This window comes from Winogradskyella costae, from assembly GCF_013403865.1.
In the GTDB taxonomy this organism is placed as follows: Bacteria; Bacteroidota; Bacteroidia; order Flavobacteriales; family Flavobacteriaceae; genus Winogradskyella; species Winogradskyella costae.
This window is the reverse complement of record NZ_JABFDK010000001.1, coordinates 552498-578977: the sequence shown is the minus strand read 5'-3', so window position 1 is coordinate 578977 and position 26480 is coordinate 552498. Positions and strand designations below refer to the sequence as shown.

General features: G+C 33.5%; 19 protein-coding genes and 1 tRNA gene. 15 read left to right on the top strand and 5 right to left on the bottom strand.

Translation table 11 applies throughout. The features are described 5' to 3' along the window. The first annotated feature begins 331 nt into the window (after positions 1-331). The 6 genes from HM986_RS02535 (at position 332) to HM986_RS02510 (ending at position 9022) form a co-directional block, all read left to right on the top strand. Positions 332-1216 carry an alpha/beta hydrolase gene (locus HM986_RS02535; RefSeq protein ID WP_179333507.1) on the top strand — a complete coding sequence of 295 codons (885 nt, stop codon included), beginning with the start codon at positions 332-334 and terminating at the stop codon, positions 1214-1216. A gap of 1 nt (position 1217) precedes the next feature. Beyond that, the gene (locus HM986_RS02530; RefSeq protein WP_179333506.1) at positions 1218-2912 is read left to right on the top strand and encodes a sulfatase family protein; all 1695 of its coding nucleotides are present in this window, start codon (positions 1218-1220) and stop codon (positions 2910-2912) included. A gap of 3 nt (positions 2913-2915) precedes the next feature. Next, the gene (locus HM986_RS02525; protein WP_179333505.1) at positions 2916-4763 is read left to right on the top strand and encodes a family 43 glycosylhydrolase; all 1848 of its coding nucleotides are present in this window, start codon (positions 2916-2918) and stop codon (positions 4761-4763) included. Between the two features lie 81 nt (positions 4764-4844). Further along, the gene (locus HM986_RS02520; protein ID WP_179333504.1) at positions 4845-6611 is read left to right on the top strand and encodes a DUF4886 domain-containing protein; all 1767 of its coding nucleotides are present in this window, start codon (positions 4845-4847) and stop codon (positions 6609-6611) included. A gap of 164 nt (positions 6612-6775) precedes the next feature. Then, complete coding sequence (locus HM986_RS02515) at positions 6776-7597, top strand: endonuclease/exonuclease/phosphatase family protein (protein WP_179333503.1); 822 nt, start codon at positions 6776-6778, stop codon at positions 7595-7597. 48 nt (positions 7598-7645) lie between these two features. Beyond that, positions 7646-9022, top strand: coding sequence for a sugar porter family MFS transporter (locus HM986_RS02510; protein WP_179333502.1), 1377 nt, complete (start codon positions 7646-7648; stop codon positions 9020-9022). Positions 9023-9126: 104 nt separating this feature from the next. On the opposite strand, the gene HM986_RS02505 is transcribed toward HM986_RS02510, so the two are convergent. The 3 genes from HM986_RS02505 to HM986_RS02495 form a co-directional block, all read right to left on the bottom strand. Then, positions 9127-9963, bottom strand: coding sequence for a universal stress protein (locus tag HM986_RS02505; protein WP_179333501.1), 837 nt, complete (start codon positions 9961-9963; stop codon positions 9127-9129). Between the two features lie 57 nt (positions 9964-10020). Continuing rightward, complete coding sequence (locus HM986_RS02500; RefSeq protein WP_179333500.1) at positions 10021-10851, bottom strand: universal stress protein; 831 nt, start codon at positions 10849-10851, stop codon at positions 10021-10023. 699 nt (positions 10852-11550) lie between these two features. After that, positions 11551-11626 (bottom strand) — tRNA-Phe (locus HM986_RS02495). 103 nt (positions 11627-11729) lie between these two features. Here HM986_RS02495 and HM986_RS02490 point away from each other — a divergent pair. The 7 genes from HM986_RS02490 to HM986_RS02460 all read left to right on the top strand — a co-directional run bounded on the left by HM986_RS02490 (position 11730) and on the right by HM986_RS02460 (position 19677). Beyond that, positions 11730-12458, top strand: a complete 729-nt coding sequence (locus HM986_RS02490; protein WP_179333499.1) for a type III pantothenate kinase — start codon at positions 11730-11732, stop codon at positions 12456-12458. Continuing rightward, positions 12458-13780, top strand: a complete 1323-nt coding sequence (locus HM986_RS02485; RefSeq protein WP_179333498.1) for a hypothetical protein — start codon at positions 12458-12460, stop codon at positions 13778-13780. The genes HM986_RS02490 and HM986_RS02485 overlap by 1 nt, the downstream gene beginning before the upstream one ends. A 16-nt stretch (positions 13781-13796) precedes the next feature. Continuing rightward, positions 13797-15158, top strand: a complete 1362-nt coding sequence (locus tag HM986_RS02480; RefSeq protein WP_179333497.1) for a tetratricopeptide repeat protein — start codon at positions 13797-13799, stop codon at positions 15156-15158. Further along, positions 15158-15724 carry an LPS export ABC transporter periplasmic protein LptC gene (lptC, locus tag HM986_RS02475; protein WP_179333496.1) on the top strand — a complete coding sequence of 189 codons (567 nt, stop codon included), beginning with the start codon at positions 15158-15160 and terminating at the stop codon, positions 15722-15724. Before HM986_RS02480 ends, lptC begins: the two co-directional genes overlap by 1 nt. 122 nt (positions 15725-15846) lie before the next feature. After that, complete coding sequence (locus HM986_RS02470; protein ID WP_179333495.1) at positions 15847-16038, top strand: hypothetical protein; 192 nt, start codon at positions 15847-15849, stop codon at positions 16036-16038. A gap of 3 nt (positions 16039-16041) precedes the next feature. Further along, positions 16042-17331 (top strand): hemolysin family protein, encoded by a 1290-nt coding sequence (locus tag HM986_RS02465; RefSeq protein WP_179333494.1) that lies wholly within the window; start codon positions 16042-16044, stop codon positions 17329-17331. Positions 17332-17529: 198 nt separating this feature from the next. After that, a complete protein-coding gene (locus tag HM986_RS02460) occupies positions 17530-19677 on the top strand; it encodes a SurA N-terminal domain-containing protein (RefSeq protein ID WP_179333493.1) in 2148 nt (715 codons plus the stop codon). 154 nt (positions 19678-19831) lie between these two features. On the opposite strand, the gene HM986_RS02455 is transcribed toward HM986_RS02460, so the two are convergent. Then, positions 19832-20764, bottom strand: a complete 933-nt coding sequence (locus HM986_RS02455) for a GYDIA family GHMP kinase (RefSeq protein ID WP_179333492.1) — start codon at positions 20762-20764, stop codon at positions 19832-19834. A gap of 22 nt (positions 20765-20786) precedes the next feature. Next, complete coding sequence (locus HM986_RS02450) at positions 20787-22115, bottom strand: hydroxymethylglutaryl-CoA reductase, degradative (protein WP_317167339.1); 1329 nt, start codon at positions 22113-22115, stop codon at positions 20787-20789. A gap of 228 nt (positions 22116-22343) precedes the next feature. On the opposite strand from HM986_RS02450, the gene HM986_RS02445 reads away from it, so the two are divergent. Then, the gene (locus tag HM986_RS02445) at positions 22344-24530 is read left to right on the top strand and encodes a S9 family peptidase (protein ID WP_179333490.1); all 2187 of its coding nucleotides are present in this window, start codon (positions 22344-22346) and stop codon (positions 24528-24530) included. Positions 24531-24594: 64 nt separating this feature from the next. Further along, positions 24595-26424 carry a peptide MFS transporter gene (locus HM986_RS02440; RefSeq protein WP_179333489.1) on the top strand — a complete coding sequence of 610 codons (1830 nt, stop codon included), beginning with the start codon at positions 24595-24597 and terminating at the stop codon, positions 26422-26424. Positions 26425-26480 lie beyond the last annotated feature (56 nt).

The window sequence follows — 26480 nt, the reverse complement described above, 5'->3', positions numbered from 1 at the left end:
TTAAATAATTATTACTGATCTTAAGAATTTAGGTTTTTAAGGTCTTAATTAAGGGCGTGAGGTCCTTAGTTTAACTCAATAGATTGATTGTCAAATTTATGCCATACCTAACAACATATAAAGTTTTCTTCTTTTACGTCTTGTTAAGTATGGCTTTTTTGGTGGAATAGTGATTTTGCTATAAAAAGTACAATCTAGTTGACAGTGCAGAAAATAAAAGAATTGTAACTCAGTTTAATACGCTGTAAGCAATATAAGATTACCAATTACTCTTAATTCAATTGAAAGTGAAACTCTCATAAGTGGAATTTTAGTTGAGAACATAAACTAAATGAAAAATATACTAACAACGCTTGTAATCCTCATTACGTTTAGTCTTTCCGCTCAAAAAAAAGAGACTTATATCTATTCTATTAAAGGAAAAGATACCTTGAGAATGGATGTGTTCACTCCAGAAAATATTAATAAAACCGATTCACTTCCTGTATTACTTTGGATGCATGGTGGTGGGTTTTCGGGCAGTCACCGTGCCTATCCAGATGATGGTAGTTTGGTTAAGTACGCTGCCGAAAAACAAAATTATATAGGGGTTTCTATCGATTACCGTTTACTTAGAAAAAATAAAGCTACAGGTTTTGGTTGTGATTGCACCAAAGACGAGAAAATGGAAACTTTTAAACAAGCTGCAATTGATTATTTAGATGCGGCAAAATTTTTAGTTGAACGTGCTAAAAGTCTTCAAATTGATCCTACCAAAATTATAGCAGGTGGGAGTAGTGCTGGAGCAGAGGGCATACTAAATGCCGTGTATATGAAGGATTATTTTGTATCGAATAAAGACGCTTATAATAACGTGTCATTTGCAGGTGTGTTTTCTTGTGCAGGTGCTGTAGTTGATGCACGATATATTACTGCAGAAAATGCAGTTCCAGCAGTTATTTATCATGGAACAGACGATCAATTAGTGCCGTTTGGTAGTGCATCACATCATTATTGCGACCCGAAGAAAGACGGTTATATTATGTTAGATGGTTCTGAAATTATAGTAAATCAACTCGAAGAATTTGATACCGCATATGCGTTCAATATCGTTAAAGGTGGTGGCCACGAGATTGCCCGAATTCCATTTGAAGATTTAGAGATGATATTTCAGTTTTTTGAGCGAGCGATGCTAAATAAGGACGTTATTCAAACTAAAATTATAAGAACTAAATAACATGAGAAACTTAGTTGTTATTTTATTAATGCTTTTTGCTTTTCAATCGTGCAAGAATAATTCACTAGAAAAGAAGGTAGAATTGGTGCCTAAAAAACGACCAAACATCGTTTATATTATGGCAGACGACCATGCTGAACAAGCCATCAGTGCTTATGGTCATCCGATAAGTAAATTAGCACCTACACCAAATATTGATCGTATTGCAGTAGAGGGTGCTTTGTTTAAGAATAACTTTTGTACTAATTCTATTTGCGGACCTAGTAGAGCCGTGGTTTTAACGGGGAAATTTAGCCATGCCAATGGTTTTAGAATGAATGGCGACCAATTTGATGGTAGCCAACAAACCTTTCCTAAGCTACTTCAAAAAGCAGGTTACAATACCGCTGTTATTGGTAAATGGCATTTACATGATTTGCCACAGGGTTTTGATTATTGGAAAATATTAACGGACCAAGGCAATTATTACAATCCAGATTTTATAGAAATCAATGACGCAACGAAAGTAGCAGATACAACTCGAATTGAAGGCTATGCTACAGACATTATTACACAAAATGGTATTGCCTATCTCAATTCTGTAAAGGACAGCGACAAACCTTTTATGCTTATGCTGCAGCACAAAGCACCACACAGAAATTGGATGCCAGCCTTGCGACATGCCAATAAATTTGATGATATCGAATTCGAATTGCCAGAGAGCTATTTCACGGCTCATGAAGGTTCATTAAGCTCGCAACAGCAGCAACAAACGATTTATAAGGATATGTACGAAGGTCATGATTTAAAATTGACCAAAACGAAAGGAAGTCCAGAATTGGCTCATAATCCATGGAAATCTGATTTTGAACGTATGACGATTAAACAGCGTATGGCTTGGGATAAGGCTTATCAAGCAAAAAATGATGCGTTTCATGATGCAAATTTATCGGGCAAAGATTTAGCAAAATATAAAGGGCAACGTTATTTACAAGATTATTTGGCAACGATTGCTTCTCTAGATGAGGGCGTTGGTGAGGTTTTAGATTATTTGGAGGAAAACGGATTGGATGAAAATACAATTGTGATTTATACAACAGATCAAGGTTTTTATTTAGGTGAAAAAGGGTGGTTTGATAAACGCTATATGTACGAAGAATCTCTAGCAATGCCTTTAGTTGTTAAGTATCCAAATATTATTCAGCCTGGAACTGTCATAGAGGAGATGACTCAGAATTTAGATTTTGCGGAAACGTTTTTAGATTATGCGCAAGTTGATATTCCTAAGGATATGCAAGGTAAATCCTTGCGTCCTTTGTTAGAGAATAACTTTGAAGGTACTGATTTTAGAGATGCAGTTTATTATCATTATTACGATTATCCTGCATTTCATATGGTAAAGAAACATCATGGAGTGCGCACTAAACGTTATAAGTTAATGCATTTTTATGATGATATTGATACTTGGGAATTATACGATTTAGAGGAAGATCCAAAAGAGATACATAACCAAATTGATAATCCTGAATATGATACAATTGAAGAAAATCTCAGAATTAAATTAGTAGAGCTTCAAGAAAAATACGAGGTAACACCTACAGATTTTGAACGCGCCTCTGAAGAACAAGTACAACGCGGTTACAAACAATTTAAAAGATTAAGAGGTCAGACGGGGACGTCTTACGATCCTATAACAGATAAAGATACCAAACTATAAATCATGAAGAACATACTTTTTCTATTCTTAATAGTATTTCTTTTCTCCTGTGATAACGAGAAGAGTCAGCATTCAGAACAAATTTCTAATACTCAAGAAAAAGCAGAATTAATAAAAGGGCTTGATACTTATATTAATCCATTAGATATAGATTATACTTATATGGTTTATAATTCTAGCCAAAACAAATCGTACCGTTCCGGTGCAGATCCTGCGGTTATAGAATTTAAAGGAGAATACTACATGTTTGTAACGCGCTCTTTTGGTTATTGGCATTCTACCGATTTAATTAATTGGAATTTTATTAAGCCGCAACAATGGTTTTTTGAAGGTAGCAATGCGCCAACAGCTTTTAATTACAAAGATTCGTTAGTGTACTTTGCTGGTAATCCTGCTGGTTACGGAAGTATTTTGTACACAGATGATCCAAAAAGTGGAAAATGGGAACCAACTGCGTCTATATCTACTAATATTCAGGATTCGGAATTATTTATTGATGATGATGGACAGACCTATTTATATTGGGGTTCCTCTAACATAAATCCACTTCGTGTAAAAATGTTGAATAAAGACGATCGCTTTTTAGAAACAGGAGTTCAGAAAGAATTATTCAACCTTATTGAAGAAGAACACGGATGGGAACGTTTTGGGGAGAATAACTTTCACCCGACTTTAAAAGAAGGATATATGGAAGGTGCTTCCATGACCAAACACAACGGAAAATATTATTTGCAATATGCAGCACCTGGCACACAATTTAATGTGTATGCAGATGGCGTTTATGTTGGAGATACACCTCTTGGGCCTTTCACATATATGAAAAATAATCCAATGAGCTTTAAGCCTGGTGGATTTACAAATGGAGCGGGACACGGCATAACGGTTAAACAAACTAATGGGCAATATTGGCATTTTGGTACTATGGCACTAGCATCTAACGCACAATGGGAACGTCGTTTGTGCATGTTTCCAACTTATTTTGATGCCGATGGTTTAATGTACACTAATACCGCTTATGGAGATTATCCGCGTTTTGGTTCTAGTCATCCTACAAAAGCAGGACAACACAATGGTTGGATGTTACTTTCTTATAAAGGAGATGTTACAGTGTCATCGTCGTTAATGCAAATTATGAAATTTACATCGAATGATGACGAAGTAAAAGTCACCGAATTACCTCTCAAAAAAGATGCGAACGGTCTAATAACTTCTGAAATATTGACCGATGAAAACCCTAAAACATTTTGGGTTGCAGAAGCAAATGATAATAAGCAATGGATAACAATTGAAATGCAAAACCTTGGGAATATTCAGGCTTTTCAACTTAATTTTCATGACCATGAATCTGGAATTTACACACGTGTCGAAGAATTAAAACATCAATTTACTATAGAGGTTTCAGAAGATGGAACTAAATGGCAAACTGTAGTGGATCGAAGCAATAGCGAAAAGGATACTCCAAATGCCTATATTGTATTAGACGAAGCGGTACAGGCAAAGTATGTACGTTATAAAAATATAAAAGTACCTGGCGCGAATTTTGCAATGTCAGAATTTAGAGTGTTTGGTTTAGGATTAGGAGCGCAGCCAGCGAATGTTTCTAAATTCGAGGTAAAAAGAGAGGAAGACCGAAGAGATGTGTCATTGACTTGGAATCTTGTAGAAGGAGCCCAAGGTTATAATATCCGTTGGGGAATAGCGGAGGATAAGCTGTATCAGTCTTGGCAAGTTTATGATACTAACGAACATTTTATGCGCTCTCTAGATCGTGATACACCGTATTATTTTACGATAGAAGCATTTAGTGAAAACGGTATTTCTGAGTCAAGTGAAGTGATTTTTGTTGAGTAATAATGTGATATATTTTAACCATAACGCGAGTGATGGTTTTTATTAGGATTTAAACTAAACTTTAACTAAATAAATATAATTATGAAAAATCTAACAACCAACAGATTGATTAAGTTGGCGCAATTTTGCTTTTGCGTGTTCTTATTGATTAATTTTAATTCATGTACTAAAGAAGATGATATTACTCCTTTAGGGAGTAAGGAGACGCTAAACGTCGAAACCCAAGCATTAGTACCCGATAATGTTACGTTAATTTCAGGCTGTCAACACACAATTACTCCAGAATTTAATAGTGTTATTTTTGCGGCAAGGAATTATACATGGTCAGCACAGCCAGCTGAATTAGTAGAGCTTGCAGTAGATCCTTTAACTTTTGCAGTAACAGTTCAAACAATCTCGGAAGGAAATGTGACGTTGACTTTAGAGTCAGATGATGGTGAGGTCTCCGCCTCTGTTGAGGTCATTATAGATGATGAAAATGATGGTGTTCTAAAAATCTTAGCTATAGGTAATAGTTTTTCAGAAGATGCTTTAGAAGCTAATTTTTGGGGTTTGGCTAATGCTGCTGGTAAACAAGTTGTAGTTGGTAATATGTATGTAGGTTCTGCAAATTTAGATACCCACGCTGCCAATGCAACGAGCAATTCAAATAGTTACAGCTATAGAAAAATTGACTTAGATGGAAATCGTACTGTTACATCAAGTTTTTCAATCTCTGAGGCAATAGCTGATGAAGATTGGGATTATATAAGTTTTCAGCAAGCGAGTTACGAATCTGGACTTTTTGATACATTTATAAATCCGCTTCAAACACTTTATAACGTTGTAAAAGGGCAGAATCCTAACCCATGTACAAAGTATATATTACACAAAACTTGGGCTTATGCTCAAAACTCAACCCATTCAGGTTTTGTGAATTATAATAATGATCAGACAACAATGTTTAATGGGATTATTGAAGCTTATAGTCAGGCGGAAAACTTAATACCTACAGCAATGGTAGTGCCTACAGCAACTGCAATACAAAATGCAAGAACTAGTTTTTTAGGTGATGGTTTTACACGTGATGGATATCACTTAAACGATTTAGGTCAATATGCAGCATCATGTACTTGGTTTGAAATGATGTTTGGTGAGTCGGTAATAGGAAATGCTTATGAGCCTGATGGGATATTACCTTATTATAAAGAATTAGCACAACATGCAGCACACGAGGCTGTGTTGAGTCCTAATGAAATTACGATTTTAACCGACTTCGCAACTGCGGGAGGTAACGGTATTATTTCAGAGCCAGTATTTATTAATTTCGCTAGCTCAGGTAATCCTGAAGGTTGGAATGCTTATTCAAGCTTTTTAGAAGGATCTGGTATCGCTAATATTTTGTACCCAAGTGGTGGGTTTACAGGTGTAGCAGCGACTACAACTGCCCGATTTAGAGGTTTAAATAACACTTCGGGTGCAAGTTCAACAACAACAGATTTAAATATGCCAGATGAAGTATCACGTTCTAATTTTTATTCTCATGCATTAGATTGGGGGTCTAATCCTGGATTGGAAGAGAGTGTGATAGAATTTACAGGTTTTCAGTCGAATGATACCTATGAACTTTGCTTCTATGGTTCAAGAAATGGTGTTAGTGATAATAGAGATACAAAATATACAGTTGTTGGTGCTACTGAGCAGTCTGCTACTTTAGATGCTGCAAATAATGCTACAAACACAGTTTGCATCTCTAATGTTCAGCCTGATGCGGATGGCAAAATTATTTTGAAAGTTTCATCAGGTGATTCTAATGATAACAGCAATCAATTTTACTATATAAACGCAATGAAAATAACGCCACAATAACTATTAATCATAAAATAGGTCTCTTTAATTGTTGGTGCTTTGTGATTAATACAAATAAATTATTTCGCAATGACTAACAATTAAAGAGGTGTCTATTTCTATCTAAAAGCCTTGAAAATTATTTCCCTAAAATAAGCGGTTATAACATTAAATTTTTTTTTAATATGAAGTATTTATTAGTCGTCTGTTTTGCTTTTTCTAGTTTATGTTTTGCTCAAGATTTCTCTATAATGAGCTACAATATAAAGTTGGATTATCCAATAGAAGGAGAAAATAGCTGGACAAATAGAAAATCATTTTTTATTAATCAATTAAAGTTTTATGAGCCAGATGTCTTGGGAGTTCAAGAAGCAATGCCAAATCAAATGAAAGATATGGATAGTCTTTTGGTTGACTATAGTTATGTTGGTGTTGGTCGCGACGATGGCATAGATGCTGGAGAATATTCAGCACTATTTTATAAAACAGATAAATTCACTGTTTTAAAATCAGGAACCTTTTGGTTGTCTGAAACACCAGAGAAAGTTTCCATGGGTTGGGATGCGGTTTGTAATAGGGTTTGTACTTATGCTTTATTTGAAGATAAAGTTTCGGGTCAATTATTTTGGGCGTTTAATACCCATTTTGATCATGTAGGTAAAGCAGCTAGAAAAAATAGTGCTATTGTTATACTTAGTAAAATAAAAGAACTCAATACAGCCGAGTATCCTATTGTTCTTACGGGGGATTTTAACATGGAGCCCAATCACGCTAGTATAAGCTATATCAAAGAGTACTTAAAAGATTCAAAAGATATAGCGCATGTTGTTTTTGGTCCGGAAGGTACTTATAATGGTTTTGACTTTAATAAACCGGTTACTAGACGAATAGATTTTGCATTTGTAAGCGATAACATTGAAGTAAAAAAATACGCCGTATTAAGTGATAACTGGAATTTACATTATCCTTCAGACCATTTACCAATTTTAATTACATTGCAGCTATAAAAGTTTAAATAGACTAAAACTCTAACTAATATTAAATAAATTTATAAAATGAAAAAAAGTGTTTTTTTATTATTAATCGCAGCGGTTTCGGCTTTAGGTGGCTTGCTCTTTGGTTATGATACAGGTGTTATTAATGGTGCCCAATTTTATCTTACAGAGTATTTTGACTTAAGCGATGCCTTAAAAGGCTGGGTTGTTGGTAGTGCACTTATTGGGTGTTTTGTTGGAGCTATTATTGCCGGACCTTTAAGCATTAAAATAGGTAGAAAAAAATCTTTAATAATTTCCGCAATATTCTTTACCGTTTCCGCTTATGGATCGGGTTTACCAGAACTATTTCCTCAGACTGTTAGTATGCTAGTAGTTTTTAGAATTATTGGTGGTTTAGGTATTGGTGTGGCATCTATGAATGCTCCCATGTATATCGCAGAAATTGCACCTTCAAATATTAGAGGGCGTATGGTCACATACTATCAGTTGGCTATTGTAATTGGCTTTTTTGTAGTGTTCTTAGCGACTTATTTTATAGGTAATGATTTAACTGTAGAAGAAAACATTGAATTTGGATGGAGAAGAATGTTCTGGTCAGAATTAATACCAAGTCTTCTGTTTTTAATCTTATTATTTATTGTTCCTAAAAGTCCGAGGTGGTTAGCTTTAAAAGGTAAAGATGCTGATGCTTTAGCTGTTTTGCAGAAAATTAATGGAGATGAAGTTGCTGAAAAAGAGATGCTTCAAATTAAGGAGTCTCTAAATAAAACTAACGATGGTATTAAAGTAAGCTATTTTTCTAAAGGGATATTAGCTATTATTGCCATTGGTACGGTGCTTTCGATGTTACAACAATTTACAGGAATTAACGCTGTATTATATTATGGTGCAGATATTTTTGAAAAAGCACTTGGATTTGGAAAAGAAGATGTCCTTGCGCAACAAATATTGTTGGCGTTTGTAAATTTAGTATTCACATTCGTAGCGATGTTTACAGTAGATAAGTTTGGTAGAAAACCATTACTTTATATCGGATCTGTTGGTATGATAATAGGGTTCTTACTTTTAGGGATTACGTTACAACAAGAAAGCGTAGGAGTGCTATCCTTAATTGGAGTATTGCTATTTATTGCTTCCTTCGCATTGTCAATGGGGCCAGTAGTATGGGTTTTACTATCAGAAATGTTTCCAAACAAAATAAGAAGTGCTGCTATGTCTGTAGCTGTTGCAGCACAATGGGCGGCTAATTATGTGGTTTCACAATCGTTTCCTGTTGTAATGGGAAGTGACGTAAATAATAGTGCGCCTTGGAATGGATCATTGCCATACTATATATTTATAGCATTTATCTTAATCATAGTCTTTGTAACCTATAAGTTTATACCAGAAACTAAAGGAAAGTCATTAGAGGAGATTGAAGGCTTTTGGAAGTAAGTATTATCCTGAAATTTTAAATATAAAGAAACCCGATTCGTTAGAATCGGGTTTTTATGTTAGAACCAAAACTAGGGCTAAGTGAGTGTGAAAATTAATAGAGGTTATCTAAATTCTGGAACAACTAGAAATGGGATCATTGCATGAAATCCTATTTTCTGAATAACAGGTTCGTTTAAAAAGCTTTCAATAAAACTATGCTTATAATTTATCATAGTAAGTATATTAATATCAAATTCATCAATAAATTCAGTGATGGCTTCTTCTTTAGTGCCAAAATTGGGCTTCCAATTAATAGCACTTGGGTGATCTTCAAGGTACGCTTTCAGCATTGCTAAATTATAACTTTGTTTTTCTGTTAAGCTGTCTTTGATATTAACGTGAACAACTTGTATTTTAGATGAATATAATTCAGCTAATTCTAATAACGGTTGTAATTCATCCCCATAAAATCTATTAAAATCCGTAGGAAAAGCAATTTGCTTTGGTTCAATAAAGTCATAAGCATCTGGCACAATTAGAACAGGGCATAATCTTATTTTTTCAACGATATTAACGGTGTTACTACCAAAAAGAAATTCTTTAGCTCCAGTGGCACCTTTAGTGGCCATAATGACTAAGTTAATGTTATAGTTCTTTATCGTGTTTTTAATCGCATCTAATAAAGGCTCTGTGCTAAAAACAGTTTCAAACTTGTGATCAGGATTTGTTCTTAAAGCCTTCGCTTTATCTCTTAAGTCAACTAAATCTTGTGTAGTTTCTTCTTTGTTTAAATCAATAAAAGTTGAAGTGATATAGGTCCTAGAAGTTGGGTTTTTAAAAGACCAAGTATGTAACAAATAAAATGTACACGGTTTGTTAGCGTATAGTTGTAGTGCATAAAGTATAGCACTCCATGCATTCTCTGAAAAATCTGTTGGAAGTAATATGTGGTGTCTCATAGTCGTTTATATCTAAGCAAATTTAAAGTATGATGGTTTTAAGAAAAATGATTTATATCAGTTTTGAGGTATAATTAAAAAAGGAATAGTTGGGTGGAAACTAATATTAGTAATTACAGGTTCTTTCATTATGTTTTCTATAAAGCTATGCTTATAATTTACCATGGCTAAAATGTCAATTCGGAACTCTTCGGTAAATTCTTGAATAGCTTTTGCCTTTCTATCAAAATTAGACATCCAATGAATACTATAATTATATTGATTTAAGGTTGTTTCTAATAAAGCTAAATTTTGTTTTTGTGGCTCTGAAATATCATTTTCATTATTGATATGTACGATTCTAATTTTAGAATTATTGAGATCTGCTAATTGTTTTAGAGGTAACAATTCATCGCCATAAACGCGGTTAAAATCTGTGGGGAAAGCAATTTGTTCAGGTTTTACGAAATCAAATTTATTTGGAATAACCAAAATAGGGCAGTTTTTTACCTGTTTAATCGTATTCACGGTGTTACTTCCAAAAAGTATTTCTTTAGCTTTAGTTTCCCCTTTTGTGCCTATAACAATAAGGTCTATGTTTTCTTTTTCCACGACAACATCAATTAAACTATGCAAATCATTAGTGCTTAATATAATTTCGAAAGTATGATTATCATTGGCATAGTCTCTTTCTATCTTGGTTTTTAAATCAGTTAAGTCTAGTCTTGCTTTTTCTGCTAAAACACGTGCTAATTTATTAGACATGCTAGACATAGAAGAAGCATTGAGCTTAGAGGAATGTAAAAAATGAAATGTACATTGTTCTTCTTTATATAGTTTTAATGTGTATATCGCAGCACTATAGGCGTTATCTGAAAAATCCGTTGGTAAAAGAATATTTTTTGACATAATTACTTATTTATATTAAGGTTAGAATGCTACGTTATCTTTACTAAGTGTTTTATAATATTTGATATGTAATGTTCTGGTTTATATATTTTTATCTGTTGGTCTATGGTGTAAAATTATAGATTAAATACATTTTAAACTATGATAAATGTCAGTTGAAAATGTAACATTAGTAATTATGATGTACAGGTTGAATTATAAAAATTATAACTGCTGAAGCGATACGTTGGCATTGATGAATGCTGATAAAAATTTTAATTAACCCGTAGTTTTAAATGTAATTTAGATGATGTATGGTGGACTAAAAGTGAAGCTTATGCTACGTTCTCAATATATATAACGGTGAAGGAATTTCGGTTTGTGATTGAGTTGTAATGGGTTTAGTGTGGATTCTATCTTAATAAGCTTTGAATAGAGAGGGAAGATTAAATAATTTTCATTTTTAAATTTTTTTCTGGCAGTTCAAAGGTTTTGATGCGATAATCTTAAAGCAGAATTTGTGCTAATTATAAAGTTAACGTAATTTTTTTAGATTCTTAATGAGATAATATCTTGTTAGGAAGTACTTGTCAGCAGCAGAAATAACAAGATTGTTTTAATATAAGAAATTAAGGATAGCTTAATATAACAAACATATAAGTATATGATAAAACCAAAAAACCTGCAACTTTCTAATAAATAGACTGTTACAGGTTATGGTGGTGGTGCCTCCAGGAATCGAACCAGGGACACAAGGATTTTCAGTCCTTTGCTCTACCAACTGAGCTAAGGCACCAATTGCTTTGTTAAGCGGGTGCAAATATAAAAGCATTTTTATTATTAACAAAAAGAATTTGATAAAATTTGATTTTATAAATTTGCAACTAATCAAAATTAATATGAATCTTATTGTAGATGTGGGTAATACGTATGTTAAGTTTGCTGTTTTTTATGACGCAGATTTAATTTATAAATTGAATTTTAAGCTTAATGAGTTTGAAAAACAGTATAAAATCGTAAAAAAAGACTTCCCTAAGTTGAAAAAAGCAATCATTTCTTCGGTTGGTCTCTTGTCAAAAGCGCAAGTTGAAATCTTAGAAACGGATTTAAATGTTTTGGTATTAACATCAGAACTAAAATTTCCATTCAATAATGATTATCAAACGCCAAAAACCTTAGGTGTAGACCGTATTGCTTTAGTTTGTGCTTCAGTACATCAGTTTGCTAACAAAAATGTATTAATCATTGATGCAGGCACGTGCATTACGTACGATTTTGTAACTAAAGAAAATCATTACAAAGGAGGTGCTATTTCACCAGGGTTGCGATTGAGATACTTGTCTTTAAATAATTTAACTGCGAATCTTCCGTTATTAGAAACCAAGTTGCCCGATAATGTTATCGGCAATTCAACAGACACATCAATTCATTCAGGTGTTGTTTATGGCACAATCAATGAAATTGATGGGGTTATTAATAGATATCTAGAAGATTACTCAGATTTAACAGTTATTTTAACAGGAGGAGATAGTAAATTTTTGTCAAACCAATTAAAAAATACCATATTTGCGAAATCAAATTTTCTTTTAGAAGGTTTGAATTTCATTCTAGAATATAATTCAAAATAATGATAAAACGTTTTATTGTAATTTGTATTACAATTATAAGTTCTGCAGCTTTTGCACAACAAGGAACAGGTTCTCCATACTCTTTTTACGGTATTGGTAGTCTAAAGTTCAAAGGAACTGTAGAGAACCGTAGTATGGGGGGCATGAGTGTTTACTTAGATAGTATACATTTTAATTTGAAAAATCCCGCGTCTTACGCAGGAGCCCCTTTGAAGGGCGGTTATTTTAATGGTGAAAGTCGACCAGTAAAATTTACAGTTGCAGGAACTATGACTGAATCTACATTGAAAAGTAACTCTGGTGAAGCAAATACCAATAGTACTATTTTTGATTATTTAGCTGTAGCAGTACCAATTGGTAAATTTGGTGTGGGATTTGGTTTAGTGCCATACACGTCTGTTGGCTATAGATTAGATGATCTCAATGATGAAAATGTTATAGAGAACCGTTTCAGTGGTGAAGGAGGTTTAAATAGGGTTTTTGCCGGTGTAGGGTATCAAATCACAGAGAAATTGAGTGCTGGTGTCAACTTTAACTACAACTTTGGGAATATCCAGAATTCTGCTCTAGAAATTGAATATACTCCAGAGGGTGATGTGGTGCAGTATCAAACACGTGAGTTTAATAGATCTGACTTAAGTGGTTTAAACGTTAACTTTGGGGTGAATTACAAAACCATGATAACTGATAAGTTAGAACTATCAGCATCGGCTACTTATGCGCCAGGAAGTAAACTTAACTCAGATAATACAAGAACGTTTTCAACGGTTACCGTAAGTGGTTCAACGCTTGAGACGACATCGACTTCTAATACAATTGAGGCAGACCTCGAAGGGCAAAATCTTAAAAAAACAAAATTAACCTTGCCAGGAACTGTGTCTTTTGGTGTAGGTGTTGGAAGTCCAAGATCATGGTTTGTAGGTACTGAATATACTTATCAAAATTCATCCGATTTTTCCAATCCTGTCTTTCCGAATCAAAATTCTACATTTGAAAACTCTTCAAAGATTGCGGTTGGTGGTTTTTTTATCCCAGATTACAGTGCGTTCTCAGGGTACTTAAAACGTGTAGTTTATAGAGCAGGATTTAACTTTTCTAACACAGGTTTAGTTGTAAAAGATGAATCTATAAATGAGTTTGGCATATCTTTTGGTTTAGGTTTACCAGTTGGGAATCGAAACTTGTTCTCTAATGCCAATTTAGGTTTAGAGTTTGGAAAGCGAGGAACAACGAATCAAAACTTAATTCAAGAGAATTTCATAAACTTCAATGTAAGTTTATCTTTGAACTCGCGATGGTTTGAACAAAAGAAGTATAAATAAAAAAAACAACTTAAAGATGAAGACGAGAATTACCTTACTGCTTTTAATGCTTTTCATGAGTGTTAATTTTGGGTTTGCTCAGCAAGATGAAGAATGTGGAAACAATCTATCAATTTTTGATAGTTATGTAAAGAGTAAAAAGTATGATGATGCTTATGGACCATGGAAAATAGTTAGAGAAAAATGTCCAAATTTTAATAGAGCTATTTATGTTCATGGTGAAAAAATCCTAAAGCATAAAATTGAAAACTCTTCTGGAGAAGAGCAAGTAGCACACCTTAATGATTTAATGCTTTTATATGATCAGAGTAGAGTGCATTATGAATCTAGATATGATTTAGGTGAAATATTAGCGGATAAAGCTAATTTAGCTTACAAATACAGAAAAGAGTTAAACAAGTCAGATGAGGAAGTTTATAATATGTTTGATGAAGCATTTACAAAAGATCCTGAAAACTTTGATAGTTCAATAGGTTTGTACACATATTTTTCTTTAGCTGTGGATTTATACGATGCTGAAAAGAAAACTGCGCAACAAATGTTTGATAAGTATGACGATGTAATGGAGATGATTGAATCTATTGAGGAATCTTATACAGAGAAACTAAACAAATTAGTAGAGAAAGAAGAAGCTGGTACGGCCTTGACTAAGAATGAACCAAAATATAAAGCTAATTATGAAGCTAATTTGGGAGCTTTTGATAAAGTAAAGTCTAGTATGGATAATAAAGTTGGAGAAAGAGCAACTTGTGAGATTTTAGTGCCATTATACGAAAAGGATTTTGAAGCAAATAAAACGAATGGAGAGTGGTTGCAACGTGCAATGAATAGAATGTATGCTAAAGATTGTAAGGGAGATCCTTTATTTTTAAAATTAGTAGAACAAAAGAATACTATTGAGCCAAATGCTGATACGGCATATTATTTATACATACTTACAGGTGAGCAGAAATATGTGGATCAAACCATTGCTTTGTCTACAGATCCATTAAAAAAGGCAAAACTATACAAGGGGTTAGCAAAAGAACTTAAAGATAAAGGAAGCTACGGAAAAGCAAGACAATACTATATGGAAGCGTTAAAGCTTAACCCTTCAGATGGTTCTCCGCATTTATCAATTGCTAATATGTATGCTAAGAGTGCAAACAGCTGTGGAGATTCAAACTTTAATAAAAGAGCTGTATTTTGGTTAGCTGCTCTCGAAGCAGAAAAGGCTGGTCGAGTAGATGGACGTCTAAGAAGTGCAGCAACTCAAACGGCAACGAGTTATAGAGCAAGTGCGCCCTCTAAAACGGATATATTTCAGGAAGGAAATAAAGGAGAGTCTATATCTATTGGTTGTTGGATAGGACGTTCAGTAACCGTTCCTAGTAATTAATGATAAAAAGTAAATCACATAATATTAAAAACCTAGTCACAGCAATCGTTGTGACTTTGTTTTTTTCATGTAATAATGACTTTAACGAAGTTCAAAAAGTGGGTGTGCTACAAAATCAGCCCATTGGTGAAGCGGAAAATATAGATTTAAAATATACCGAGTTAGAGGAAGATACCATTAGGTTAATTGCAAATTTAATAAGCCCTAAAATGTTAGATTATTCTAATAGAAATTTTGCATTTAATGAATTTCCAGAAGGTATCGAGCTTTTAATTTTTGATGATGAAAAGAATAAAACAACTATTACTTCAAACTATGCTATCATTTATTCTGATACAGATATTATTGATCTACGAGGTAATGTAATAATAGCAACGCATCAAAAAGACACTTTGTTTACAGAGCAGTTATATTACAATCAAAAGCTAGAATGGGCATTTACCAATATGCCTTTTGTGTTTAAGAGTTTAACAAATAATACACACGGTATTGGGTTTGATTCTAATAAGGAATTTAACAATTTTCAGATGTTAGAAATGGGAGGGGACTTTCAATTTGATAATTAACTATCTTTGCACAATAATCATTTTGCTTAACACGTAGCCACGTAAAAAACATAACTTCAAGCCTTTTTAAATATGGAGTGTGTACGGTATGCAATACGTAAAAAAACTATAAATATTATCACATGAAAATACAGAAAATTTTTCATTACGCTTATATTATTTTCGCCGTACTATTTGTATATGACGCCATTACTAAATGGACCGATAATAGAGATGGTGCATACATGTCATTGGTATTTGCAGCTTTAGCAACGTTTATGTTTTTCTTCAGAAAGCGTTTCAGTAAAAAATTTGAAGACCGAAACAACCAATAATTTATGACTTCTGACATAGTCATAATCATAAGTACACTTATACTTTCAGCATTTTTCTCTGGTATGGAAATTGCTTATGTGTCTTCTAATAAGATTCATATCGAATTAGAGAAGAAACAAGGAGATTTTTTAGGGAGAATCTTGGGTAAATTAACGGCCAAGCCTTCCAAATATATTGCAACCATGCTTATTGGGAATAATATAGCATTGGTTATCTATGGGTTTAAAATGGGCGAGGTGTTGGTGCGTTGGTTTCAAACCATGCTGCCTTCAGATAGCGCCGCTTTAAATTATATGTTTGTTGATTTGCAATTGTTAACACAAACCGTAATTTCAACTTTAGTAATTTTAATTACAGCAGAGTTTTTACCAAAAGTATTCTTTCAAATTTATGCGAATACCCTATTAAAAGTACTAGCCTTTCCAACTTACATTTTCTATATCTTGTTTTCGTGGGTTTCAGATTTTATTATCTGGATATCGGATGCCGTTTTAAAATATATATTTAAAGCCGAAGGAGAAGATGTTGTTTTAGCCATGACTAAAGTAGAGCTTGGTAATTATATTACAGAGCAAATGGAGTCTGTTGAAAATCATGACGATGTTGATAGTGAAATTCAAATTTTTCAGAATGCATTAGAATTTTCGGAAGTAAAAGCACGCGAGGTAATGGTGCCACGAACAGAAATTACGGCTGTAGATATTTCAGATTCCATTGAAAACTTGCGTCAACTATTTATTGAAACAGGTAGAACTAAAATTATCGTTTATAGGGATAGTATCGATGATATTTTAGGCTATGTGCATTCGTTTGAGCTGTTTAAAAAACCCGAAACGATTAGGTCCATAATTATCCGTGTGGCCTTTGTGCCAGAAACCATACTTATTAAAGACGTGTTGAATATTTTAACTAAAAAACGCCGAAGTATGGCAGTGGTTATTGACGAATATGGTGGTACCTCAGGGATTATGACCGTGGAAGATATTGTTGAAGAACTTTTCGGTGAGATTGAAGATGAACACGATACAGTAGAAATGGTAGAAGAACAACTCAGTGATAACACCTATAAGTTTACGGCAAGATTAGAAGTGGACTATATTAACGAAACGTATAAGTTAAATCTTCCAGAAAGTGAAAATTATGAAACCCTAGGAGGATTAATAGTTCACGCTACTGAAGGTATTCCTCAAGAAAATGATGATGTACAAATCGAAAACTTTAAGTTTACAATTACAGAAGTATCTTCAACAAAAATAGATGAGGTTATACTTAAGGTTCTAGATGTAGATTAGTTAACTTTTAGAGCGTCATTAGTTAGAATTTCATAGTTATTTCATCATATTGTAGAGCTATTATTTAAGTGCATTTTAATGAAATTTTGAATAAAGTATCCTGCACTTATAAAAACTACGCTTCTCCTTTTATTATTTAGTAGAATATACTATTTTCGCAGACTTATTTACACCAAATTAAAGACATTACAATAGACTATGGCAGTTTTAAATAAAATTAGACAACGCTCACTAGTATTAATATTAGTAATTGCATTAGCGTTATTTTCATTCGTAATTGGAGATTTATTCAAAAATTCTGATGCCTTAACAGGTGGATCACTAGATGTGGTTGCTACTGTTAACGGAACAGATATTAACCGAAATGAGTTTCAGCAAAAAGTAAAAAATTACCAAGATAGATCTGGTGGAAGACAAACGTCCACACAGTCTATGAATGCTATTTACAACCAAGAAGTTCGTAGAATTGTATTACAATCAGAATTTGAAGAATTAGGATTGTCTGTCGAAAAAGATGAAATGAGAGATTTATTGAAAACTAGTTTTTCTTCATATCCAGAATTTCAAGATGCAAACGGAAGCTTTGATGTTAATCGTTTAAATGCATTTATTGCAAATTTAAGAGATTTAAATGGTGACACTGCTCCTTTAGGAAACTTCTTAGTAAACTACGAAAGTTGGACAAACAATGAGCAAACAATTGCTGCGAACGCAATTCAGCAAACGTATTATAATATGATTAAAGCTGGCATTGGAACAACGGTTTCTGAAGCAGAAGAAGATTATTTCGGTGATTCTAAGACGGCAGATATTAGTTATGTTCAAGTACCATACACAACTATTGAAGATAGCTCAGTTCCTGTTTCTAAAAGTGAAATCACAGCTTACATGAAGAAGCATGAGGATACTTATAAAACAGATGCAACGACAGAAGTTGTTTATGTTGAGTTTAAGGAAGAGGCGTCTAAAGCTGATGAAGATAAAATAAAAGCAGATTTATTAGCTTTAAAATCTGATAGAACAGAATATAACGAAAACAGTAAGAACACAGAAACGATTCCAGGATTTGATTCTGCTACTGATGTAGAAGAATTTGTAAATTCAAACTCAGCAATAAAGTATAATGATACTTTTTTAAGAGCGGCACAATTACCAGCTGTAGCTAAGGACACATTGATGAATTTAGGTGTTGGTAGCTATTATGGGCCTTATAAAGATGGTGGGTTTTATAAATTATCTAAGATTGTTGCAAGTCAGCAATTACCAGATTCAGTAAAAGTTCGTCATATATTAGTTCCTTTTGTAGGTGGACAAAGAGCAGATGCTTCTGTAACTAAAACACCAGAAGAAGCTAAGAAAACAGCAGATAGTATTTTTGCACAAATTAAGGCTGGTACTAAATTTATGGATTTATTAGAATTATCTTCTGATAAAGTAAGTAACGAGCAAGATGGTGAAATTGAATTTGATTATTTAGCAGGAATGGCACCAGAATTTAAAGCCTTTGCTTTTGATAATAAAAAGGGTGATATTGATGTTGTTCAAACATCTTTCGGCTATCATATTATTGAAGTATTAGAGCAGAAGAGTTTTAATAGTGCAGTAAAAATAGCAACAATAGCAAGTAAAATTGAGCCTTCAGATCAAACACTTCAAGATGTGTTTAACGTAATGTCTAAATTTGAAATTGCGGCTAAAGATGGTGATTTTAATGCCTTAGCTAAAGAACGTGACTTAACAGTAAAGCCTATTTCATTTGAAGCTTTAGATGAAAATATTCCAGGTTTAGGAAGTCAAAGAGAAGTAGTGCGTTGGGCTTTTAATGAAGATACTGATGCAGGTGATTTTAAGAACTTCCCAATTTCTAATTTTGGTTTTATAGTGGCTAAGGTTGTAGAGAAGAAAGAAGAGGGGTTAATGAGCACTGAAGATGCTTCTATTACTGCTTTGCCAGAAATAAGAAAAGAGAAAAAAGCGAAAATGATTCGTGAGAAAATTACAGCGACTACATTAGCTGATATCGCTAAAAATCAAAGTCAGACTGTGAGAACAGCTGCAGCAGTTACGATTAAAAATACAACGTTATCAGGCGCTGGTGTTGAGCCTAAAGTTGTAGGTGCAGCATTCGGATTGGCTGAAGGCGCAACGTCTAAACCAATTGATGGTGAAAAAGGGGTGTATGTTGTGAAACTAGATAAAATTAACGAAGCTACTAAGTTAGACAACTACGGAGCTATTGTAAATAGATTAAATGCAGAGCGTAGAAATACGGTTCAAACTAAGGTGTTTACGGCGTTAGAAGAAGCTGCAGAAATTGAAGATAACAGAGCTAGAACGGTTTACTAACCTTACAATAGCGTTTAAAATATAATTATAAATGGCTTTGCAGAAATGTGAAGCCATTTTTTTATGCTGAACTTGTTTCAGCATCTATAGAATTAAATAAGATTGGTAATAATTTTATTTTCTTGCAATGTTTTTGAAACCGTGTAAGTATTATTTAAACTAAAACCATATCCACATAACGAATAACGGTATCAAACCCTTTTGCGTTAAAATAAGCGGTAGGATTAGTATTAGAAGCTACCAAAACGAAATCGCCTCCCCAAGCTCCAAGACTTTTTACCGCGCCTTTAAAATCAGAGAAAAGTCTCGTTTTAATAGGGTCTTGTTCTATGAGATTAGAAACGATTTTTTCATGAGCTTCAATTAAGTTTTCAAATTCTGAAAGTGAAGTACACGTAATCATTTCTTCAGTTATAGCATCGATTTTAGACGTGATTTTAGAATCAATTTTACCTAATGATTTATATGCTAAAATCCCTTCTCTACTATTTTGTTTTTGATTGAGATATACAAAATAGAGATGGTCTTTAAATAAGGGTTGAAAATTGACTGAGGTTACCAGTGGATTTTGATCTGCTTGTAATTGAAATGTAATTGAAGTATCATTTTGAGCACAGGCAATATCATAACCAGAACCACCAAATGTTTTTTTAAGTAATTGGTAAGCATCAACATTTGCCCAATTTGCAATATTATTAATTAAGGTAGACGATGTACCCAAACCCCAAAGTCTATTAAAATCTTGATGCGTTGTGATATCATAACCTTGATTTGAAACTAAAAACTCAGAATTCAAGCTTTGAGTTGCTTTTAAAATTTGTAACAAACGTTCTTTAACGTCATTGAGAGCTGGACTATTTAAGTCTGTCGTAGCAATCTCATTAAATGATATATGGCATTCAAACCAAATTGCTCCCAGTTCATTATAACTCTTCCAATTTATAATGTTAGAATCATTTGCTTTAACAAGTAAACTCTGTCCGTATTTAGTTGGTATCGCCAAAGCTTTTGCTTCATCTAAAACAGCATATTCAGCTGTTAGTAGGAGTTTTCCGTTACTTCTATATGTTTTAGGCTTTGAATTCAAAAATTTTTATTTTGGGATTACTTTATGGCCTTATATTTTTTATTGCCTCAACTACCGCACTATGAGTTACCACATTAGTCTTAAAATGTTCAACAAGCATCACTTTCTCATTCTCTGTTGCTTCAAACTGATTCAAAATATTCATGAGATGCATTTTCATATGTCCTTCTTGAATTCCGGTAGTGGTTAAAGATTTTATAGCGCCAAAATTTTGAGCTAATCCAGCAACTGCAACAATATTCATTAAGTCTTTTGCTGTTGGTTTCTGAAGCATTTCCATAGAAAATTTTACTAAAGGATGTAAGTTTGTTAAGCCACCAACGGTTCCTAATGCTAACGGGATTTCAATCCAGAATTTAAAGATACCATCAGTAATGGTACAGTGTGTTAAACTAGAATATTTGCCGTCTTTTGCAGCATAAGCATGCACGCCAGCTTCAACGGCTCTAAAATCATTTCCAGTAGCTAAAACAACAGCATCAATGCCATTCATAATCCCTTTATTGTGTGTGACAGCTCTATACGGTTCAATCTCTGCAATGCTAACTGCCTGCTTAAATTTAACTGCAAACTCTTCGGGATTAGGAATGTCCTTACTTTTTAAATCTTCAATCTCACAAGAGACTTCCGCACGCACCAAACATTGTGGTACGTAGTTGGAAAGAATACTCATTATAATAGAAATGTGCTTTTCGTCTTCGGTAAAGCGTTTAAACACTAAGGCTTCACTTTTAAAAGTTGTTGCAAATTGTTCTAAACAAGAGTTAATAAAATTGGCTCCCATCGCATCCAAAGTCTCAAACGTGGCATGTAGCTGGTAATAATTAGGTAAATCTTCAGATTTGTTACGTAATTGAATATCTAAAATACCACCACCTCTGCGTTCCATATTTTTAGTTATGGAAGTTGTATCACTAATCAATTTTGACTTTACAGCTTTAAAGAATGCTTCAAGTTTATCAAATTCACCGTTATATATAAAATGAACTTGACCTATTTTTTCGGTAGATAATACTTCAGCTTTAAAGCCTCCCCGATCCAGCCAAAATTTAGCAGCTTTACTTGCTGCAGCAACAACTGAGCTTTCTTCTATGGCCATCGGGACCGTATAAATGGTCTCGTTAATTAAAAAATTTGGTGCAACACCTAATGGTAAATAGTAATTAGTAATAGTATTTTCTATAAACTCATCATGTAAATTCTGAAGTTTATCATCTGAGTTCCAATACTGTTTAACAATTGCTCTCGCGCTATCTTTATCTGTGAAATACGTGTTTAAAAGCCATTCAATCTTTTGAGTTTTAGAAAGCTTAGAAAAGCCAGAAATAGTATTAGGCATGTTGGTTCTTATTTTTGTAAAAACAAAGATACTAGGATTGGCGTAAAATGTCTGCAAAATCGATTTTAAATGCCGATTTACTGTTAATAATAGCGATTTTTTGCATAATTTTTAGTAAACTTGGCATTGCTTTATTAAAACGTAAAATTTAAGAAAATCGCCTGTAAAAAATGGTGTGGATAGTAAATGTGATCCATAGCGAGCAGGATCTAGCCTTATATAAATAATAAATATAAACACATGACTTTGAGACCTCTTGTAGCTGTTTTTTGCTTTTTAATGACCTCTTTAGTTTTTTGTCAGGACAAACAAATTACGCTTCAGGACATTTGGGGTGGAACTTTTAGAACTGAAGGAATGCAAGCTTTGCATTCGATGGAGAATGGAAATCAGTATTCAGTTTTGAATTTTGATAGGCAAAGCAGAACATCTACCATAGATATTTATGACTATAAAACATTAAAAAAAGTAAAAACCTTAGTGTCATCAGCTGATATCGCTGAGATTCAAGGTTTTTTTGATTATTCGTTTAATACCGATGAATCTAAAATAATTTTAACAACAAAATCACAACCTGTTTTTAGACGTTCTACATTGGGTGAATATTACATATATGATATAGCTTCGAAAGAAGTAACTAAAGTGTCAGATGATTTAGTGCAAGAACCAACGTTATCTCCAGACGGCACTAAAGTGGCTTACGGATTTGAAAATAATTTATTCGTAAAGGATTTAAAATCTGGAAATGTAGAGCAGTTAACTACAGATGGCGAAAAGAATAAGATTATTAACGGTATTACGGATTGGGTTTACGAAGAGGAATTTAGCTTTGTTAGGGCTTTTGATTGGAATGCAGATAGTAACCAAATTGCTTTTATTAGATTTGATGAAACTGATGTTCCAGAATTTTCTATGGACGTCTATGGTTCAGATTTATACCAGACACAACATGTGTTTAAGTACCCAAAGGCAGGCGAAGCGAACTCTAAAGTATCTTTACATTTATTTGATTTAGATTCCAAAAAACTTACTGAGTTAAGTGTTACGAAAGACTATGTAGATTTCTATATTCCAAGATTAGAATGGACGAACGATGCTAATGTATTGAGTGTTCAGTTTATGAATCGTCATCAAAATGAATTAGATCTTTGGATGATTGATACCAAAGCGAACTCTTCAAAAGTAGTTTTAGCAGAAAAAGATAACGCCTATATCGATGTCACTTTCAACTTAACCTTTCTAAAAGATAATAGTTTTATTTGGACGAGTGAGTTAGATGGTTTTAATCATGTCTATCATTATTCAAAAGACGGTAAACTTATGAATCAAGTTACTAAAGGCAATTGGGAAGTTACCGACTACTATGGTTTTAATGAAAAAGCAAATACTATTTATTACCAATCTACAGAAAATGGTTCAATAAATAGAGATGTATATTCTATACAGTTAAACGGAAAAAACAAAAAGCGTCTGACGGAAAAAGTCGGAACAAACAGTGCTTCTTTTAGTGCTGACTTCACCTATTTTATTAATACGTTCTCAAGTGCAGTAACACCTCAAGAATATACGTTATACAGTTCTAAATCTGGTAAAGTTGTTAAACAAATTAAAGATAATGATCAATTAGCCAAGAAACTCGAGGGCTATGTGATGTCTGAAAAAGAATTTAGTACTATTTCTGTAAATGGGAATGATTTGAACATGTGGACAATTAAGCCTTCTAATTTTGATCCGAATAAAACATATCCATTATTTATGTATCAATATTCTGGTCCAGGCTCTCAGCAAGTTGCTAACCGTTGGAATAGTGCAAATGATTATTGGTATCAAATGTTAGCACAACAGGGTTATATTGTAGTTTGTATTGATGGAAGAGGAACGGGTTTTAAAGGAGCCGATTTTAAGAAAGTTACTCAAAATGAATTAGGGAAATTTGAAGTTGAAGATCAAATAGAAGCTGCAAAACAATTGGGGACGTTAGATTATATAGACGCTGAAAGAATTGGGATTTGGGGCTGGAGCTATGGCGGTTTTATGAGTAGTAATGCACTTTTTAAAGGAAATGATGTCTTTAAAATGGCAATTGCGGTCGCGCCAGTGACGAGCTGGAGGTTTTATGATTCTATTTATACTGAACGTTATATGACCACACCTCAAGAAAATCCAACGGGTTATGATGAGAACTCACCAATAAATCATGTAGATAAACTTAAAGGAGATTTCCTTTTAATTCATGGTACAGGTGATGATAATGTCCATGTACAAAATACCATGAGAATGGTCGAAGCTTTAATCCAAGCCGATAAACAATTTGAATGGATGATTTATCCAGATAAAAATCACGGCATCTACGGTGGAAACACGAGATTGCATTTATATAAAAAGATGACAGATTTCATCCATAGAACATTGGGTGATAAATTGTAATCATTAGAAGATTAAATGCTGAGATAAATGAAGTCAAAACTAACTAACACTAACTAATAATATTATGTCAACAACAATTAAACATGCACATCAGAAGGAACTTTTTGGGCATCCAGTAGGTCTATTCATTTTGTTTTTTACAGAAATGTGGGAACGTTTTTCTTATTATGGAATGCGAGGTATTTTAGTGCTTTACATGGCAACTTCTGCAACTGCAATTGATCCAGGTCTAGGTTGGTCTAATAAAGATGCGATTTGGTTATATGGTTGGTATACTATGCTAGTTTATGTCGCTTCTATACCTGGGGGGTGGATAGCCGATAAGTTTTTAGGTCAAAAGAAAACTGTTATGCTCGGTGGACTTTTGTTATGTTTTGGTCATGGTATTCTAGCGATACCTCAGAGTTGGGCTTTCTTTACAGGTTTAGGCTTGATTATTTTAGGTGTTGGTGGTCTTAAACCAAACATATCTACAATGGTTGGTGGTCTGTATAAAGAAGGAGATATTAGACGAGATAGTGGATTTACAATTTTTTATATTGGCATCAATGTTGGTGCGTTCTTAGCAAGTATTACTGTTGGTTTAGTCGCTTATTATTACGGATGGCATTATGGTTTTGGTTTAGCAGGTATTGGTATGTTACTTGGGCAAGTTGTATTTATCTGGGGACAAAAATTCTTAAAAGGAGTTGGTGAATTTACTGGTGGTAGTCAGGCTACAGAAGCAGAACGCTTAGCTTCAAAACGTCCGTTGAGTAAAATTGAAAAAGATAGAGTTGTTGTTTTATTGATTTCATTCTTAATCGTTGTTGTGTTTTGGGGAGCTTTTGAGCAAGCCGGAGGATTAATGAACTTATATACGGATGCTAAGGTCGATAGAACTACAGGATGGAGTTGGATGGAGGAAATTCCTGCAGCTGTTTTCCAATCTTTAAATGCAGGTTATATTATTATATTCGGAACTATCATAGGTGGTTTCTGGATTTGGTGGAAGAAAAGTGGAAGAGAATCTTCTTCATTATTCAAAATGGCAATCGGAACTATCATTATGGGTCTAGGTTATGTCTTTATGATGTTTGCATCTCAAGAAGCTAGTGCAGAAACGTTTGGAAAAGCAGCTATGATGTGGATTTTCTTAGCGTACTTATTCCATACAATTGGTGAGTTATGTACATCTCCTGTATCACTATCATTTATTACTAAGTTGGCTCCATTAAAATATGCGTCCATTATGATGGGGGTTTATTTTGCTGCCACAGGTTTTGGGAATAAGTTAGCTGGTACAATTGGAGAGTCTTCTCAGCTTGAATCGTTCACAGGCGAAATGATTGTTAGCAAACAAGAGATGTTGCCTTTTATTTCAAAAGAAACATTTAAAATTAAAAATGAAAATAAAAAAGTAGTTGAAATAACAGAATATCCAATTAATGAAGATAAAAACTTTAGTATAAGATCTACGGTATATCCTGAAAATGGAGAAGTGGTATTCAAGGATTTTGAAACAGGTAAAGACTTAAATTCTTTATTCAAAATGTCTCAAGGTGAGGATTCAAATACGAAACAGTTATTGGAAGATTTAACTGAGAATAATGTTTCGGCTTCAAATCCATATCATGCAAAATTAGTATTTGAAAAAGATAAAGACAAAGCTCAAATTACAGAAAATAAAGGAGACGGAAAAGATTATGGAGTGTCTTTTGTGTTAGAAGAAGAGCAAAGTGAGCAAGAGTATGCAACCTTTATGTGGTTAACTATATTTACTGTTGCATTTGGATTATTACTGCTTTTATTCTTAAAGAAATTGAAGAAATTAACACATGGAGCAGAAGATAACGAACATGAAATTTTAGAAGCAGAAGAGTTCGAGTTAGCAAATCCAGAACTTAACAAATAATCTAAACTCCTAAAAAAAAGAATTCTCCCTTAAGAATTCACTCTAACTAAATTATT

What these genes read in the sequence shown, in the direction of transcription:
- HM986_RS02535 (WP_179333507.1), top strand. Translation starts at nt 332, where the DNA reads ATGAAAAATATACTAACAACGCTTGTAATCCTCATTACGTTTAGTCTT.
- HM986_RS02530 (WP_179333506.1), top strand. Translation starts at nt 1,218, where the DNA reads ATGAGAAACTTAGTTGTTATTTTATTAATGCTTTTTGCTTTTCAATCG.
- HM986_RS02525 (WP_179333505.1), top strand. Translation starts at nt 2,916, where the DNA reads ATGAAGAACATACTTTTTCTATTCTTAATAGTATTTCTTTTCTCCTGT.
- HM986_RS02520 (WP_179333504.1), top strand. Translation starts at nt 4,845, where the DNA reads ATGAAAAATCTAACAACCAACAGATTGATTAAGTTGGCGCAATTTTGC.
- HM986_RS02515 (WP_179333503.1), top strand. Translation starts at nt 6,776, where the DNA reads ATGAAGTATTTATTAGTCGTCTGTTTTGCTTTTTCTAGTTTATGTTTT.
- HM986_RS02510 (WP_179333502.1), top strand. Translation starts at nt 7,646, where the DNA reads ATGAAAAAAAGTGTTTTTTTATTATTAATCGCAGCGGTTTCGGCTTTA.
- HM986_RS02505 (WP_179333501.1), bottom strand. Translation starts at nt 9,963, where the DNA reads ATGAGACACCACATATTACTTCCAACAGATTTTTCAGAGAATGCATGG.
- HM986_RS02500 (WP_179333500.1), bottom strand. Translation starts at nt 10,851, where the DNA reads ATGTCAAAAAATATTCTTTTACCAACGGATTTTTCAGATAACGCCTAT.
- HM986_RS02490 (WP_179333499.1), top strand. Translation starts at nt 11,730, where the DNA reads ATGAATCTTATTGTAGATGTGGGTAATACGTATGTTAAGTTTGCTGTT.
- HM986_RS02485 (WP_179333498.1), top strand. Translation starts at nt 12,458, where the DNA reads ATGATAAAACGTTTTATTGTAATTTGTATTACAATTATAAGTTCTGCA.
- HM986_RS02480 (WP_179333497.1), top strand. Translation starts at nt 13,797, where the DNA reads ATGAAGACGAGAATTACCTTACTGCTTTTAATGCTTTTCATGAGTGTT.
- lptC (WP_179333496.1), top strand. Translation starts at nt 15,158, where the DNA reads ATGATAAAAAGTAAATCACATAATATTAAAAACCTAGTCACAGCAATC.
- HM986_RS02470 (WP_179333495.1), top strand. Translation starts at nt 15,847, where the DNA reads ATGAAAATACAGAAAATTTTTCATTACGCTTATATTATTTTCGCCGTA.
- HM986_RS02465 (WP_179333494.1), top strand. Translation starts at nt 16,042, where the DNA reads ATGACTTCTGACATAGTCATAATCATAAGTACACTTATACTTTCAGCA.
- HM986_RS02460 (WP_179333493.1), top strand. Translation starts at nt 17,530, where the DNA reads ATGGCAGTTTTAAATAAAATTAGACAACGCTCACTAGTATTAATATTA.
- HM986_RS02445 (WP_179333490.1), top strand. Translation starts at nt 22,344, where the DNA reads ATGACTTTGAGACCTCTTGTAGCTGTTTTTTGCTTTTTAATGACCTCT.
- HM986_RS02440 (WP_179333489.1), top strand. Translation starts at nt 24,595, where the DNA reads ATGTCAACAACAATTAAACATGCACATCAGAAGGAACTTTTTGGGCAT.